The sequence below is a fragment of the Akkermansiaceae bacterium genome (assembly GCA_024233115.1).
Classification (GTDB): Bacteria; Verrucomicrobiota; Verrucomicrobiia; order Verrucomicrobiales; family Akkermansiaceae; genus Oceaniferula.
In genome coordinates this window covers 48,514-64,180 of the sequence record JACKQB010000004.1, presented here as the reverse complement: position 1 = coordinate 64,180, position 15,667 = coordinate 48,514, and the positions used below count along the sequence as shown (strand labels likewise).

12 protein-coding genes are annotated in these 15,667 nt (G+C 55.5%); 10 read left to right on the top strand and 2 right to left on the bottom strand.

Annotation, left to right across the window (positions count from 1 at the left end; translation table 11 throughout):
• Positions 1 to 6: 6 nt before the first annotated feature.
• Both H7A51_11300 and H7A51_11295 read right to left on the bottom strand, forming a co-directional pair.
• Positions 7 to 2,025, bottom strand: coding sequence for a hypothetical protein (locus H7A51_11300; protein MCP5536800.1), 2,019 nt, complete (start codon positions 2,023 to 2,025; stop codon positions 7 to 9).
• The gene (locus H7A51_11295) at positions 2,022 to 4,544 is read right to left on the bottom strand and encodes a family 20 glycosylhydrolase (GenBank protein ID MCP5536799.1); all 2,523 of its coding nucleotides are present in this window, start codon (positions 4,542 to 4,544) and stop codon (positions 2,022 to 2,024) included. Before H7A51_11295 ends, H7A51_11300 begins: the two co-directional genes overlap by 4 nt.
• A gap of 172 nt (positions 4,545 to 4,716) precedes the next feature.
• Here H7A51_11295 and H7A51_11290 point away from each other — a divergent pair, with 172 nt between their 5' ends.
• The 10 genes from H7A51_11290 (at position 4,717) to H7A51_11245 (ending at position 15,652) form a co-directional block, all read left to right on the top strand.
• Positions 4,717 to 5,148: a transcriptional repressor gene (locus H7A51_11290; GenBank protein MCP5536798.1), complete on the top strand. Its 432-nt coding sequence runs from the start codon at positions 4,717 to 4,719 to the stop codon at positions 5,146 to 5,148.
• Positions 5,149 to 5,181: 33 nt separating this feature from the next.
• Entirely contained in the window at positions 5,182 to 5,937 is a 756-nt protein-coding gene (gene sufC / locus H7A51_11285; GenBank protein MCP5536797.1) for a Fe-S cluster assembly ATPase SufC, read from the top strand.
• A gap of 12 nt (positions 5,938 to 5,949) precedes the next feature.
• Positions 5,950 to 7,380, top strand: a complete 1,431-nt coding sequence (gene sufB, locus H7A51_11280) for a Fe-S cluster assembly protein SufB (GenBank protein MCP5536796.1) — start codon at positions 5,950 to 5,952, stop codon at positions 7,378 to 7,380.
• A 212-nt stretch (positions 7,381 to 7,592) separates the two neighbouring features.
• The gene (gene sufD, locus H7A51_11275; GenBank protein ID MCP5536795.1) at positions 7,593 to 8,807 is read left to right on the top strand and encodes a Fe-S cluster assembly protein SufD; all 1,215 of its coding nucleotides are present in this window, start codon (positions 7,593 to 7,595) and stop codon (positions 8,805 to 8,807) included.
• Between the two features lie 389 nt (positions 8,808 to 9,196).
• Entirely contained in the window at positions 9,197 to 9,799 is a 603-nt protein-coding gene (gene cysC / locus H7A51_11270) for an adenylyl-sulfate kinase (GenBank protein MCP5536794.1), read from the top strand.
• Between the two features lie 12 nt (positions 9,800 to 9,811).
• Entirely contained in the window at positions 9,812 to 10,717 is a 906-nt protein-coding gene (cysD, locus tag H7A51_11265) for a sulfate adenylyltransferase subunit CysD (GenBank protein MCP5536793.1), read from the top strand.
• A gap of 71 nt (positions 10,718 to 10,788) precedes the next feature.
• Positions 10,789 to 12,033 carry a 50S ribosome-binding GTPase gene (locus tag H7A51_11260; protein ID MCP5536792.1) on the top strand — a complete coding sequence of 415 codons (1,245 nt, stop codon included), beginning with the start codon at positions 10,789 to 10,791 and terminating at the stop codon, positions 12,031 to 12,033.
• A gap of 132 nt (positions 12,034 to 12,165) precedes the next feature.
• The gene (locus H7A51_11255) at positions 12,166 to 13,275 is read left to right on the top strand and encodes a DegT/DnrJ/EryC1/StrS family aminotransferase (protein ID MCP5536791.1); all 1,110 of its coding nucleotides are present in this window, start codon (positions 12,166 to 12,168) and stop codon (positions 13,273 to 13,275) included.
• A 14-nt stretch (positions 13,276 to 13,289) separates the two neighbouring features.
• On the top strand, positions 13,290 to 14,675 hold the full coding sequence (locus H7A51_11250) for a UDP-glucose 6-dehydrogenase (protein MCP5536790.1): 1,386 nt from the start codon (positions 13,290 to 13,292) through the stop codon (positions 14,673 to 14,675).
• 47 nt (positions 14,676 to 14,722) lie between these two features.
• A complete protein-coding gene (locus H7A51_11245) occupies positions 14,723 to 15,652 on the top strand; it encodes an SDR family oxidoreductase (GenBank protein ID MCP5536789.1) in 930 nt (309 codons plus the stop codon).
• Positions 15,653 to 15,667: the final 15 nt, after the last annotated feature.

Sequence of the window (15,667 nt, the reverse complement as noted above, 5' to 3'; positions counted from 1 at the left end):
AGCGGGTTATTTTTCCAGTGGGTTTTTCAGATCCCTGAAGGCATCCCTGACGGGGACCTTGGCCTTGCCGGACTCGTCATAAATTCCCATGCGGGAGTAGCCATTGGAAGATCGATTGCCGGTGTATTGCTTGCGCGACCGGTAATCTGTCAGCAGCCAATAGGTGTAGCCGGCGAACGGCGGGCTGTGTTTTGAGAGGACCTGCCATTGTCTTTTCAACAAGTCGGCCTGCCAGTCCTCCGTGCCTTTTTGGGTTACGGAGCCACGTTTCCCCCGTTTCGACCACGCACCGTTTTCCAGGATGATGATGGGTTTGCCCGGGTTTTGCCGGGTGACTTTTTTCAAATCCGGATCGAGTTTTTCAAAGGGGTCCATGGCACCCCGGTATTCGTTGAAGCCGACGGCATCGGCGTGTTCGAAATGCGGCTTGCCCAGGTGTGGATGCCAGGCGGCCCAGGTGATGGGGAGTTTTTCAAAGCAATCGATTTCATGGACCAGATCACGGCCCATTTTGAGAAAGGGTTCGTATTCCGGGCAGAACTGGTGGCATTCGTTGTGCAATCCCCACATCACCACCGAGGGATGGTTCATGAGGTCCCAGACTGCGCAGCGAGCCATGGTCTGATAGATGGAATACGGGTCTTTGGTCTGGGCCGCCATGGCTTTTTCCCGATACCAGAACCCACCCCATTCGCCACAGACTAAAAACCCTTGTTGATCGGCTAACTGATAGAAATACGGATCGCGCTGGACGACGTGGGCGCGGATAAAGTTAGAGCGACAGTCCCGGGCCAACTTGAACAGCTCCAGATGGTCGTCATTCGTGATGGCGCCGCCTCGGGTGAAATGCTCACTGTAGATGGATGAGCCTTTCAGGAAACAGGACTTGCCGTTGAGTTTGAAAGTCGGGCCATCTGTCTCAAAGCTGCGGAAGCCGAAGCGGGTGCAGAGCTGGTCGATGGGGGTGTCATGCGTGTCGTAGAGCATGGTCAGGGCTTCATAGGTCGTGGGCGACTGGGGTGACCACTCGGTTATTTTACCAATGATGGTGCCGGTGAATTTTGCAACGCGGGTCTGACCCGGTTCAATGACAAAGAGATTGCCTTTGTTAGGAGGCTCGGAGTTGAATGAATACTGGGTGGACACCCTGATCTGGAAGGGGGTTTTGCCATGGTTGGAAATGACCACGGCCTGCCTGATCTGCCCATGTTTCGGACTGACCAGGCATTTCCGGATGGAGACGGCGGGCTCATCGATCAGCGCGACGCTTCCCATGATGCCGGCGTACGGCCAGCAGTCGGGCGCTTTGGGATGAAGGGTGTGCACGTAGCTGATCTCCTCCCACCCTTTGCCTTTGGTTTTAGCTTTGAAATTCGGCAGTCGCAGCACTTTCAGGGCGAGGGTGTTGGCTCCCGCTTCAAGGTGGCCGGTGACATCGATGGAAAAGGGTGCGCCGCCGCCTTCGTGCAGCGCGATTTCGTTGCCGTTGAGATAGACACGCGCACGTTGCTGCACGTTGATGAAGGTGATTCTTTGCCGTCTGGGGACGGTGTCCGTCTTGGATGGTTTCCAGCTGAAGGACTTCTGATACCAGGCGGCACCGTTGTAGTGTGGCGGGTTGTCAGGCGACTGGTCGTCCCAATCCCAGTAACGACCACCCGGTGTGGCGTCCCAGCAATGCGGGACCTTGATGTTTTTCCAAGGACCGGATGCCGGCTCGGAGGAAAACCATTTTTCCGTGACGCCCATGGACTTGGGGTCGAAGCGGAAAGCCCAGTCCCCGTCAAGGCTCATGCGCGTCCGGTGCGGGTTGTCGGTGAGATCATTAAAATCTGGCCTGACCTGGTCGTAGTGGAATACCACGGGAATGCCATTGATGGTTCTCGTTTCCACCTTCATCGCATGGGCAAATTCCGGATGGTCCCCCATGTCCGGGTCCGCTTGCGCCGCAGCGGATGGAACGGTGGCAGCCAGTAAATAAAGCAGCGGAAAAAAGCTCGTGTGATGGTTGGATGAAAAAATCATTTAATCTGTAAATCGCGTAGAATAATCCACGTCTGGTGGTCGTTGCCAAGGGTGATCCTGAGTGCCTGGATGGTGGTGGGCTTGGTAAATCTAACAATTCCAGTGCCGAAGGTGAAAAAACCCGCCTTTTGGAAGGTGGTGCCGTCGGTGGAGACTTCGATGTCACCATCGACGATGATGTCGTCATTGGTGTTGGGTTTGCCGGTGGGGATGTCGATGCTGGTGACGGTGACGGGTTTGGCAAAGCGGTAGAGCCATTGGTCGCCTTTTTCACCTTTGCGGTCGCTCCAGAACCAGTCGGAGCGGACCCAGTTGGCCGCCTTGTCGGCGGTGTTGGACCCGTAGTGGGAAACCTGGGTGGTCACGGTTGTTTCAGGCTCGGACCAGACAGACCGGTCGAGCAGGATGCTGCCCCGCGAGTCGTGGCCGCCGTCACCTTCGAGGTTGACTTCGAGCGTGTAGCTGGCCCCGTTGTGGAGTGCTTGGACGGGTAGGCGGAGGCGGGCGTTGCGGTCTTTGCTGTGGATGGGTTTGCCGTTTGCCGAGGCGATCACGCTGCCGTTTTCCAGCAACCTGGCAGCGTGGATGCGGGTGCCGTTTTTCCCTCCCTGGTACTGGCACTCAAGAACCCAGCTGCCGGCGTTGGTGAGTATGTTGGTGACGTCGAACGTGAGTGTGGCGCTGCCCTTGCCGAGGGTGTTGGCATCCCAGTGACCGAGGGGCTCCTGGATGGCGCCTGTGACCACCTTGCTCATCCGTCCATCCGGGCGGAGGGTGCGGTAGCGGAGTTTGGCGGCTTGTTCCGAGCTGAGCGGCTGGCCGGAATAGAGGGTCGACTGGGCGGTGGGCTCGGTGCCGTCGAGGGTAAAGACGATCCTGGCCGGCGCGTTGTAGGGTGGCTGGATGGTGATTTCCCCCTGACTGACGACCGCCTGGGGTGGTTTGACGCGGTAGCCGACCTTGAGGGTGTCGAGGTAATCGAGGTGGCTGGATAACCTGGTGCTGAAGTCATCCCACTTGCGCTGCTCCTGGCGGGACCAGCCGACCTCGGCGGTGGCGCAGGCGCGGGGCCAGAGTTTGTAATCGGCATTGGCTGGATCAGGCACAAACTCGGTCCAGAGCGCACAGTGGACACCGAGGATGTTTTTCTGCTGGTCGGCCGTGAGCTGGCCTTCGAAGAGAGGATTCCACGAGTAGGCACGCTTGGTGTCAACGATACCAGCCCACCAGTGGCCGGTTTCGCCGGGGCCAGGGTATTTCATATCGAAATAGTTGTGGGGGCCGACGGCCATCACCGTCGGGTAGCCTTGTCGGGCGGCATTGAGTCCGGCCCCGATACTGATCCACGCCATCACACCGGTGTCCTTGGAGAGCTTGCCTCCGTGCATGATCTCGTTCCATCCTAACAGGGTTTTCCCGTGGCCTTTGAGGATGGTTTCCAGTCGGAGCATAAACATGTTCTGCAGCTGGTGGGCGTTGGTCATGCCGTTTTTCTTCATGAATGCACGGTGCTCGGGCGAGGCGTTCCACGCATTGACATTGACCTCGTCGCCGCCGACGTGGATGTATTGGTTAGGGAAAAGGGCCGCGATTTCACCAAAGATGTCGTTGAGCATTTGGTAGTTCTCCTCGCGGACGACCGAGAGCACGTTGCCCTTGAGGCCGTGGACCCCTTTTCCCGTGTCTCCGTCCTGTTTCGGCAGTACTTCGGGGTAGGAGAGGGCGATGGCCATGGCGTGTCCGGGAACGTCGATTTCCGGTATGATCTCAATGTGAAGCGACTTGGCGTAGGCGACGATTTCCTTGATGTCCTCCTGGGTGTGGAAACCACCGTATTTTTGGTGGGCGAGCGGTGAGTCCTGGTCGTATTTAGGCACAGGTCCGCTGGTGCCAGGCCCGCGCCACGCTCCCACGGAAGTGAGTTTGGGGTATTTTTTAATCTCGATGCGCCAGCCCTGGTCATCGCTGAGATGCCAGTGGAAACGGTTCATTTTATGCGCCGCCATGGTGCGCAGCAAGTGTTTGACGTAGGCCTTCCCCATGAAGTGGCGTGCTTCATCGAGCATCAGCCCGCGCCAGCCGAACCGGGGCGAGTCGGTGATGGTCAAGTGGGGGATTTGGTTGTTTTCAGCCTGTCGGATCAGCTGAAGCAGCGTCTGGGTGCCGTAGAAAATTCCGGGCTTGCTGGCCGCGACCACATGCAGGCCATACTGGTCGACCTGCAACTGGTATCCTTCGGTTCCCAGCCGGTCCCGCAGGCTGGAATCAAAGCGCGTGGTAAGGTGTAGGGTCTTGCCGTCCTCCTGTTTCCACAGGCGTGCCTTCAAGTGCGCAGGAAACCGGGAAGAAAGGGCTGTAAAGAGCTCATTTTCCCCCGATTCGATGATCAATGGCGACGGAAGGGTGTATTTTCCCGGCAGGATGTGCATCTCATTAGGCTGCGGGATGAGGTGAAGCTTGGCTTCGGCGGACCATGTGACCGGACTGGTCAACAGGCAGAATAAGGCGATGAGTTTCATGTGATGGAGTGTTTTCCGGATTGCAATGAGTCAACCAAGCGGTAATACGGCCCGACAAGCCCAGGTTTTCAGTCGATTTCTATTGCACATTAGAATCATTCTAAATTTAGACTTGTCAGCCTGAAAATCCGGGCTAGTTTTTCCTCCCGGGCGGATTAAGGCCGGGTTACCGATGGAAAGCAAGGTTACAGAGCATACTGACTGCGATCACATGAACAATCCCAAAATCAAGGGTTTGCGCATGACGCGTCAGCGCTGTGAGGTCTACAAGGTCCTTATGGGGCATCGCGACCACCCGACAGCAGGCGAAGTCTACGAGCGGGCGAAGTTCAACATGCCCGGGATTTCCCTTGCAACCGTCTATAATTGCCTGGAGGCACTCGTCCAGCACGGTGCCGTCCGACAGGTTAATTTTGAGCGCGAATCGTCACGCTATTGCCCGAACCTCACTGAGCATGGCCATTTTCACGATGAGGAGACCGGTGCCATCATCGATGTCCCGCTCAAAAAGGGAGCCAAACTTTCCGATCTGCTCGACCTTCCCGAAGGTGCCCGGATCGAGAATCTCGAGATCACCCTCCGGGGTACACTTTCCAATCACTAATCAAGAATCACAAATCATTAATTACAAATCGTTATGAGCCTAGTTATCAAAGACCTGTACGCCAACGTAGAAGACACGCCCATCCTGAAGGGACTCAACCTGGAAATCCCCAAAGGTGAAATCCATGCCATCATGGGACCTAACGGGTCCGGCAAATCCACCCTCTCCAAGGTCATTGCCGGACATGACGACTACTCGGTGCAATCCGGGTCTGTCACCATGGACGGCGAAAACCTGCTCGACATGGACGTCGATGAGCGCAGCCGTGAGGGTGTGTTTCTCGCCTTCCAGTATCCGGCCGAAGTTCCCGGTGTCTCCAATGCCAACTTCATCCGTGCCGCCCTCCAGGCCCGCCTTCCCGAGGGTGAGGAGATCGATGCCGTCGCTTACTACAAGAATCTCTATTCAAAAATGGACGTTCTTGAAATGGACCGCAAGTTCACCGCCCGTGCGGTCAACGAGGGCTTCTCCGGGGGGGAGAAAAAGCGCAACGAAATTCTCCAGATGATGATGCTAGAACCCAAGTACTGCATCCTCGATGAAACCGATTCCGGCCTCGATATCGATGCCCTCAAGGTCGTGGCCAAGGGGGTGAATGCAATGCGTTCCCCTGAGCGTGGCTTCCTCGTGATCACCCACTACCAGCGTCTGCTCGACTACATCGAGCCCGACTACGTCCATGTCATGTCCGACGGGCAGATCGTAAAATCCGGTGGCAAGGAGCTTGCCCTGGAATTGGAAGAGGGCGGCTACGACTTCCTGAAGGAAGAAGGCCTGGTAAACGCCTAACCCATTACTGATATGAGCCAACAAGCAACCATAGACAGGGAAACCCGGAATGCGATTGATATCGATCGCAGCAAGGGTGACTTCCATTTTCCGGAAAACCACAAGTTTGACGCGGGGACCGGACTGAGTTCTGCGACTGTCGACTACATCAGTGACGTCAAAGACGATCCCGACTGGGTGCGTGCGTTTCGTCACCACGGTTTGAAGACCTTTCTCGAAAAGCCGATGCCAACCCACTGGGCGACCAAGGACCTGGAGAACATTGATTTTGATAAAATCCGCTACTACCTCTCCGATGGTCAGAAGCCTAAGCGCAGCTGGGACGAAGTTCCTCCCGAGGTGTTGGAAACCTTTGAGCGTCTCGGGGTTCCCGAGCAGGAGCGTGCGTTCCTCGCCGGTGTGGAAGCCCAGTATGACTCTGAAGCGGCGTACTCCAACGTGAAGGAGGAGCTGGAAAAAGACGGTGTGATCTTTGTCAACTCCACCGAGGGACTCAAGGAGCATGAGGAGGTATTCCGGCCTTGGTTCGGCAAGGTGATCCCCACGGGTGACAACAAGTTCTCCGCCCTCAACAGCGCCGTTTTCTCCGGTGGCTCCTTTATCTATATCCCCAAGGGGCTGAAGGTAAAACACCCGCTGCAAGCCTACTTCCGCATCAACTCGGAGAACTTCGGCCAGTTTGAAAGAACCCTGATCATTGCCGACGAAGGAGCCGAGGTGATGTACATGGAAGGCTGCACGGCACCAAAATTCGAGACCGCCACCCTGCACTCGGCGGTCGTCGAACTCGTTGCCATGAAGGGTGCCAAGATCCAGTATGTCACCGTGCAAAACTGGAGTTCCAACGTCTTTAACCTCGTCACCAAACGCGGCCTCGCCCACGAGGACGCCGAGGTGCGCTGGATCGACTGTAACATCGGCTCGCGCCTAACCATGAAGTACCCCGGGGTGGTCATGAAAGGCGAACGTGCCCGTGGCGAAGTCATCTCGATCGCCCTGGCCAACACCGGCCAGCACCAGGACACCGGCGCCAAGATGATCCACGCCGCCAATAACACCACCTCGAACGTGATCTCCAAATCGATCTCCGTTGGCGAGGGTCGCTCGACTTACCGCGGCCAGGTGCATATTCCTAAAAACCTCAAAGGTTGTAAAAACAACACCGAGTGTGACGCCCTGCTGATCAACTCAAACAGCCAGACGGATACCTACCCGGCGATCACCGTCCGCGGTAACCAGCACGTCACCCAACACGAGGCCAGCGTCAGCCAGGTCAGCGAGGAAATGCTCTTCTACATGCAGCAGCGCGGTATCGATGAAGCCCACGCCATGAGCCTCGCCGTCAACGGCTTCATCAACGACCTCGTCCGCGAGTTCCCGATGGAATACAGCGTCGAACTCAAACGCCTCATTGATCTGGAAATGGAAGGCAGCGTTGGTTAGTCCAACGCATTGGTGATGCGTGATTTGTAATTTGTGATGCTCTGCAGCGATGACTTACGATAGCTTTGAAGAAGTTCCAGTTTGGCAGGATGCTGTGCGCCTTGCCGAGCTTGTTGACGACTTTGTGCGGAGTAAGCCTGGGCAGCACATCTTCAACAATCACCTCACCAAGGTACCCAATTCCAATAGCCTTTACTAACAATTTTACGTCCATGACCACGCACTCACAAATCACGAATAACAAATCACAAATACCATCCGCGCCAGTCCCAGCCTGGTTTGCAGACCTGCAACAATCAGCTCTCAAGGAATACCAGGACATCCCGATGCCCACCCGGAGGGACGAAAACTGGAGATTCGGAAATCTCAAACAACTCGACTTCGATGACTTCACCCCGGAGGAGAAAAGTGAAATCAGCTACTCGATCCCCAAACTGCCTGAAGGTGTGATTTGCCTTCCATTTGAACAGGCGCTCCTGGAGCACGGAGACCTTGTGAAGGAACACTTCATGAAACGTGAAACCCGGCTTGGCTCGGTCAAGTACACAACACTGCACAAAGCAAATGTGAAAAGCGGCCTCTTTGTCTACGTCCCCGATGGTGTCCGGGTCGAAAAACCCATCGAGGTGAGCCATGTCATTTCCGGTTCTAACAAAACAGCCTTCCCCCACACCTTGATCATCACCGGCAAAAACGCCGAGGTCAGCGTGCTCGACCGCTTTACCAGCGCCAACGAAGACGACACCGGCCTCTGTATCGCCGTCAACGACCTCATCGCCGGCGACGGCTCCAAGCTGAGCTACTGCGCCATCCAGGAACTCAACCTGAGCAGTCGGATGATCCAGGTGAATGCCACCCAGGTGGGTCGCGATGCCCATGCTGTTGCGTTTACCCTCAACACCGGTGCCCAGTGGGCGCGTAACGAGGCGATCAGCCTCATGGACGGTGAAGGTGCCCACTCGGATATGCTGTCATGCTCGATTCCCTGTGGAACCCAGCAATACGACCAGCGCACCTACCAGCACCACGCCGCGCCGCGCACGAACAGCGACCTGCTCTATAAAAACACCCTTTACGGCACCTCCCGCACCGTTTTCTCCGGCCTCATCCTCGTTGACGAGGGGGCGCATTACACCGACGCCTACCAGACCTGCCGGAACCTGATGATGGAGGATACCGCTGAAGCAAACTCAATGCCCGGTCTGGAGATCAACGCCGACCAGGTGAAATGCTCACACGGCAGCACTTCTTCCAGTATCAGTGACGATGAGATATTCTATCTCTGCGCAAGGGGTATTCCACCACGCAAGGCACGCCGACTGATCGCCAACGGATTCTCCGTCGAGGCCGTCGAACGTCTGCGCAACGAACGGCTGGAAGAGGCTGTTGTCGAGGCGATCGACCGTAAATTCGCGACGATTCGATAAACCGCTCCTGCAAACTTTGTTTTGGCAACATTAATTTGTTCATTTTTTATTGAACAAACACCCCATTCTATGGTCTGTTCTCAGCAGCCAGTGATGGGGTTTTTACCGTACATGCACCGTGGCTTATACTTTTTATCCTGTGATTGCATGGTTTTGGTCAAAAATTGGCTGATCGACCAAGGGCGGTAGCGTGACCGGACAATTTTTTTTCACCCTTCGATCCTTGTTTCATGCGGATCAGCGGCTATACATTACTAAGTTGATAAACTTAGCAATGATTTTTCCCTTGCGTCTGTTGCTGCACTGATGCATGTCCCCTCCGCGCAGCCGGGCATTGGCGGTCATCGGCTTTAAAACTTTTGCCATTGAAGCTTCAATAACACGAGATTATGAAAAGATCAGAAAACAACATCCATCCGGAATTCGACCGGCAGATATCCCGGGAGTGCAAAGAGACGCTCCTTGGTCAAAAGGGTCTGGTGGTCTGGCTGTATGGTATCTCCGGCTCGGGCAAGTCAACCATCGCCATTGCGGCGGAAAAAGTGCTGCACAAGCAGGGCCGGATGACCACGATCCTCGACGGCGACAACCTGCGCACCGGTCTGAACAAGCACCTTGGGTTTTCCGACGATGACCGGCGTGAGAACATCCGCCGCGCTGCCAATGTGGCGAAGATCTTCGCCGAGCAGGGAATTGTTACCCTGGTTTCCGTGATCACACCGCGCCATGAGTTGCGCGATCTGGCCCGGGATATCATCGGCGATGATTACTTCGAGGTCTTTGTGAAGGCCAGCTATGATGTCTGTGAACAGCGCGATGTGAAGGGACTCTACGCTAAAGCGGCCATCGGTGAGATTGCCAACTTCACCGGTAAGGACAGCGCCTTCGAAGAGCCCACCTCACCTGATCTGGTGATTGAGACCGAAGACCAGTCTGTCGAGGACAGCGTTTTTGTACTGCTTGAAGCCGTCAGGGACAGGATTTCCGTCTAACCATTTATTGCCATGTCGAACTACACCTTGAGCCATCTGGACCACCTGGAGTCCGAGGCAATTTACATCCTACGCGAAACCGCCGCACAGTTTGAGAATCCGGTCCTGTTGTTTTCGGGCGGCAAGGATTCCATCGTGATGGCGCATCTCGCCTACAAGGCATTCGCTCCCGCCAAGATCCCCTTTGTCCTGATGCATGTGGATACGGGACATAATTTCCCTGAGACGATGGTTTTCCGCGACCAGTTTGTGGAAAAAATCGGTGCCCGGCTGGTTGTCGCCAGTGTGCAGAAATCGATCGACGATGGCCGTGTCACCGAAGAAAAGGGAGTCAACGCAAGCCGTAACGGGCTGCAAACCGTCACCCTGCTCGACGGCATCGAGCAATACCAGTTTGATGCCGCCCTCGGCGGTGGCCGTCGCGATGAGGAGAAGGCGCGCGCCAAGGAACGCTTCTTTTCGCACCGTGATGACTTCGGCACCTGGGACCCGAAAAACCAACGTCCTGAACTTTGGAACATCCTCAACGGCCGTAAACACCACGGCGAACACTTCCGCGTGTTTCCTATCTCTAACTGGACCGAGATGGATGTCTGGCAATACATCAAAAAAGAAAACATCGAGCTGCCCAACCTCTATTTCTCACACGAGCGCGAGGTCTTTGAGCGCAATGGCTCGCTGCTCGCCGTGACGGAGTTCGTGACGGTCCAGGACCATGAGGTCGTTGAAAAAAGGATCGTCCGCTTCCGTACGATTGGTGACGCCACCTGCACGGGTGCCGTCGAGTCACCGGCGGCGGATATAGATGCCGTCATCCAGGAGGTCGCATCCGCCCGCCAGACCGAACGTGGCACACGGTCTGACGACAAACGATCCGAAACAGCGATGGAGGACCGCAAAAAAGAAGGCTATTTTTAGAACATGCGCCCACTCTTCAGACTTTCATTATTTTCAGCATGAGCTCAAACGATACATCAGGATACCTCGACATGGATTTGCTTCGGTTCACCACCGCAGGCAGCGTCGACGATGGAAAATCCACTCTCATCGGCCGCCTTCTCTACGATTCGAAGAATACCTTTGATGACCAGATGGAAGCTGTCGAGCAATCCAGTAAACAGCGTGGTGATGAAAACGTCAACCTCGCCCTCCTGACAGACGGTCTCAAGGCGGAGCGCGAACAAGGCATTACGATTGATGTGGCATACCGCTACTTTGCGACCCCCAAGCGCAAGTTCATCATCGCCGATACCCCGGGCCATATCCAGTACACCCGCAACATGGTGACAGGGGCTTCCACTGCCAACCTCGCCATCATCCTTGTTGATGCCCGCAAGGGGGTGATCGAGCAAACCTGCCGCCATTCGTTTATCGCGAGTTTACTGCGTATCCAACACGTGGTGGTGGCCGTGAACAAGATGGATCTCGTTGACTACTCCCAGGAGGTTTACGATCGGATCGTCGATGACTACAAACAGTTTGCCTCCCGTCTCGACAGCTTTGTCGACATCAGCTTCATTCCGATAAGTGCCCTTAAGGGTGACAATGTGGTGGATCGCTCGCAAAACATGCCTTGGTATCAAGGTTCGTCACTGCTCTATCACCTGGAAACAGTCTACGTGGGAAACCAGGAAAACCACGTCGAAGCACGCTTCCCGGTGCAGTGGGTGATCCGCCCGCAGTCGGATGAATGGCACGATTTCCGGGGCTACGCAGGCCGCGTTGCAGGCGGGGTGTTCAAACCCGGTGACGAGGTGACGGTGCAGCCTTCCGGATTTTCCACCAGAATCAAAGCCATTCACATGGATGGCCGGGAAATCGAGGAGGCATTCAGCCCTCTTTCCGTGGCGATCACCCTCGAGGACGAAATTGATATTTCCAGGGGGGACATGATTGTGAAATCCAATAACCCTCCCCGGGTGGCACAGGATATTGATGCCATGATCTGCTGGTTCTCCGACAAGCCCATGGCCCCGAGGGGAAAATATATCCTGCGCCACACCTCGCGTGAGGTGAAGGCCATCATCAAGGAGGTTAATTACAAGGTGAATATCAACACCTTGCACAAAATCGAGCATGATCTGGAATTCAAGCTTAACGACATCGGCCGGATCAGCCTGCGGACATCAGCGCCGCTGATTCACGATAACTACAAGCGCAACCGGATCACGGGCTCCTTCGTGCTGATCGATGCCCAGACCAATGAAACGGTCGCAGCAGGCATGATTGCCTAGGGAGGCGGGACACTCCTGCCTGCCCGCCATAGCTTCACGCGAAGGCTGGTCCCTCGGCAGCCCAAGCAAGCAACCCAAGCCACTCCGCAGTGGACAAGAGTGTCCACACTCCCTATTTATCCAAATAAAAAAATGAGCGTACCATTACTTGATGTAAACGCCCAGAACCACCCCATCGCCGGGGAGCTTCGTGAGGCATTCGACCGTGTTCTAGAATCAGGCCGTTTCATCATGGGGGATGAGGTCGAGCAATTTGAGGCCAGTATCGCTGGATTTGTCGGAGCCAAACACGCCATCGGAGTGTCATCGGGAACCGATGCGATCCTGCTTGCCCTGATGGCCTTGGGGATCGGTCCCGGGGATGAGGTGATTTGCCCCAGTTTCACGTTTTTTGCCACGGCCGGATGTATTGCCAGGACGGGTGCCACACCGGTATTCTGCGACTGCCATCCTGACAACTTTAACATCGATTTCGATTCGGCCGGCCAGTGTGTCAGCGAGCGCACTAAAGCCATCATTCCTGTCCATCTGTTTGGCCAGTCGGTGGACATGGACACCTGTTCCGCCTTCGCCGAAAAACATGGCTTGGCCGTCGTCGAGGATACTGCACAGTCGCTCGGCGCAAAATACGGAGACAGGTTTTGTGGCGCGATGAGTGAGTTCGGCACCTACAGTTTTTTCCCGTCCAAGAACCTGGGTGGCCTTGGTGACGGCGGCTTGGTGGTGACTCAGGACGACCGCTTGGCCGGGATCGCTGTCAAGATGCGCAACCACGGCATGCACCCACGTTACTATCACCAGCTGGTAGGGGGCAATTTCCGCCTCGATGCGCTTCAGGCCGCCTTGTTGAATGTCAAGTTTGCCCACTACGCCGACTATACCTCCCAGCGCCAGCGGAATGCCGCTTACTACCTGGACCAGCTGTCCGGGGTCGATGGCATCACGCTTCCCATCACGGACGATGGCAATACCCATATTTGGAACCAGTTCACGATCCGGGTTCACGGTGGTAAGCGTGACGCACTCAAACAATCGCTCATTGACCAGGGGATAGGATGCGAAGTGTATTATCCGGTTCCCATGCACCAGCAGGAATGCTTCTCAACAATGGAGCAGGAGAAGCGGGTGGAGTTTACTGTCACGGACAGACTAGCCACCGAGGTATTGAGCATTCCCGTCTACCCCGAACTCGTCCGCGAACAGCAGGACGAAGTGGTCTCTGCAATCAGGAAATTTTTCTAACACACTAAATATACATGATTACACCCAAGAAAATCTGTTGCCTAGGTGCAGGCTACGTCGGTGGCCCGACCATGGCAATGATTGCGGCCAAATGTCCTGACATCCGTGTCGATGTGGTCGACCTGAACGCCGACCGTATTGCCGCATGGAACTCGAAGGAGCTTCCGGTCTACGAACCTGGCCTCGATGAAGTGGTGGACAGTGCGCGTGGCCGTAATTTGTTTTTCTCTACCGAGGTGGAGGAAGCCATTGTGGATGCAGATATTATTTTTGTTTCCGTGGGTACCCCGACCAAGACCTACGGTATGGGCGCGGGTCGTGCGGCCGATCTTTGTTACATTGAGTCGGCAGCCCGTATGATTGCCAGGGTGGCGAAAGGGCCGAAGATCATCGTTGAGAAGAGCACGATCCCGGTTCGGACGGCAGAGGCGATGCGGACCATTCTAGCGGCCAACTCCGGGGACGGTAAGTTCCAGGTGCTTTCAAATCCTGAATTCCTGGCAGAGGGAACAGCCGTCGAAGACCTTCAAAACCCGGACCGCATCCTCATCGGTGGCCAGCGTTCGCCGGAAGGCGACGCCGCAGTCGAGACTCTCGTCAGCGTCTATAACCGCTGGATTCCACGGGAACGGATTCTAACCACCAACCTCTGGTCGTCCGAGCTGTCCAAGCTCGTTGCCAACGCATTCCTCGCCCAACGGATTTCATCGATCAATTCGATCTCCGCCCTTTGCGAAAAAACAGGTGCCGATGTCGATGAGGTGGGACGTGCCATTGGGTTTGACTCCCGAATCGGCCCGAAGTTCCTGAAGGCCTCCGTTGGTTTCGGTGGCTCTTGTTTTCAGAAGGATATTTTAAATCTAACCTATTTGTGCGATCATTTCGGTCTCCCGGAAGTAGCCGCCTACTGGGATCAGGTGATCAAGATGAACGACTGGCAAAAGTCGCGCTTCTCGGAGAAGATCGTCAAGACGCTCTTTAACACCGTTCGCGGCAAGCGGATAGCTGTCTGGGGTTTTGCCTTCAAAAAGGACACCAACGATACCCGGGAGTCGGCTTCCATTTATGTGTGCCGAGATCTATTGATGGAGGGAGCACATATAGCGCTTTATGACCCGCGTGTGCCGGTTTCCCAGATCCACGAGGACCTGCGATATGTGGGTGTTAGCCAGGAGCTGCTCGATACACAGCTCGTCATCTGTAACTCATGTGAGGAGGCTGCCGACAACGCCCACGGTATCGCCGTGCTTACCGAATGGGATGAATTCAAAACTGTGGATTTTGCCGCGGTTTACGAGCGCATGTACAAACCCGCCTTCCTCTTTGATGGCCGTAACGTGATTGATCATGACGCCCTTCGTGAGCATGGCTTCGAGGTCTATGCCATAGGCAAAGGTTAAGCGCTCTTGATGCCCCGATCCTGGGGGGCAACTACAAATATTCTGCTATGAAACGCATACTCGTTACTGGCGGGGCCGGGTTCCTCGGCTCACATCTATGTGAGCGTCTTCTCAATGAAGGCAATGAAGTCATCTGCATGGACAACTACTTCACAGGATTCAAATCCAACGTGGCCCATTTGATGGATAACCCCCGGTTTGAACTTCTGCGCCACGATGTGATCGATCCATTCAAAGTGGAAACCGATCAGATCTACAACCTCGCCTGTCCCGCTTCCCCACCCCACTACCAGTATAACGCCATCAAAACCATCAAGACGTCGGTCATGGGAGCGATCAATTGCCTGGGCGCCGCCAAAAGAACCCAATCACGCGTCTTCCAGGCCTCGACCTCCGAGGTCTACGGCGACCCCGCTGTCCACCCCCAGCCGGAAAGCTACTGGGGCAATGTCAACCCGATCGGTATCCGGTCTTGTTACGACGAAGGTAAACGCGCAGCGGAAACGTTGTTTATGGACTATCACCGGCAGAATGGGGTCGATATCCGCATTGTCCGTATTTTCAATACCTACGGACCCCGCATGAATGCCGAGGATGGCCGGGTTGTCTCTAACTTTATCTGCCAGGCGTTGCGTGGGGAAGACATCACCATCTACGGCGATGGTACACAAACGCGCTCCTTTTGCTACGTCGATGACCTGATCGAAGCGTTTGTTCGCCTCATGAACCAGGATGACGTGACCGGCCCCATCAACTGTGGTAATCCATGCGAGTTCACCATGTTGGAACTTGCCGACAAGGTGCTGGCGAAAGTAGGCGGAGCATCCAAACTCGTTTTCAAGCCCCTTCCCGGAGACGACCCCAAACAACGCCAGCCTGATATCACACTGGCGAAAAAACACCTCGATTGGGAGCCGACAGTAGGCCTGGACGAAGGCCTTGACCGCACCATCAAGTATTTTAAGCAAGTGGTTTGACGGAGCGGGTGATCT

What these genes read in the sequence shown, in the direction of transcription:
- H7A51_11300 (MCP5536800.1), bottom strand. Translation starts at nt 2,025, where the DNA reads ATGATTTTTTCATCCAACCATCACACGAGCTTTTTTCCGCTGCTTTAT.
- H7A51_11295 (MCP5536799.1), bottom strand. Translation starts at nt 4,544, where the DNA reads ATGAAACTCATCGCCTTATTCTGCCTGTTGACCAGTCCGGTCACATGG.
- H7A51_11290 (MCP5536798.1), top strand. Translation starts at nt 4,717, where the DNA reads ATGGAAAGCAAGGTTACAGAGCATACTGACTGCGATCACATGAACAAT.
- sufC (MCP5536797.1), top strand. Translation starts at nt 5,182, where the DNA reads ATGAGCCTAGTTATCAAAGACCTGTACGCCAACGTAGAAGACACGCCC.
- sufB (MCP5536796.1), top strand. Translation starts at nt 5,950, where the DNA reads ATGAGCCAACAAGCAACCATAGACAGGGAAACCCGGAATGCGATTGAT.
- sufD (MCP5536795.1), top strand. Translation starts at nt 7,593, where the DNA reads ATGACCACGCACTCACAAATCACGAATAACAAATCACAAATACCATCC.
- cysC (MCP5536794.1), top strand. Translation starts at nt 9,197, where the DNA reads ATGAAAAGATCAGAAAACAACATCCATCCGGAATTCGACCGGCAGATA.
- cysD (MCP5536793.1), top strand. Translation starts at nt 9,812, where the DNA reads ATGTCGAACTACACCTTGAGCCATCTGGACCACCTGGAGTCCGAGGCA.
- H7A51_11260 (MCP5536792.1), top strand. Translation starts at nt 10,789, where the DNA reads ATGGATTTGCTTCGGTTCACCACCGCAGGCAGCGTCGACGATGGAAAA.
- H7A51_11255 (MCP5536791.1), top strand. Translation starts at nt 12,166, where the DNA reads ATGAGCGTACCATTACTTGATGTAAACGCCCAGAACCACCCCATCGCC.
- H7A51_11250 (MCP5536790.1), top strand. Translation starts at nt 13,290, where the DNA reads ATGATTACACCCAAGAAAATCTGTTGCCTAGGTGCAGGCTACGTCGGT.
- H7A51_11245 (MCP5536789.1), top strand. Translation starts at nt 14,723, where the DNA reads ATGAAACGCATACTCGTTACTGGCGGGGCCGGGTTCCTCGGCTCACAT.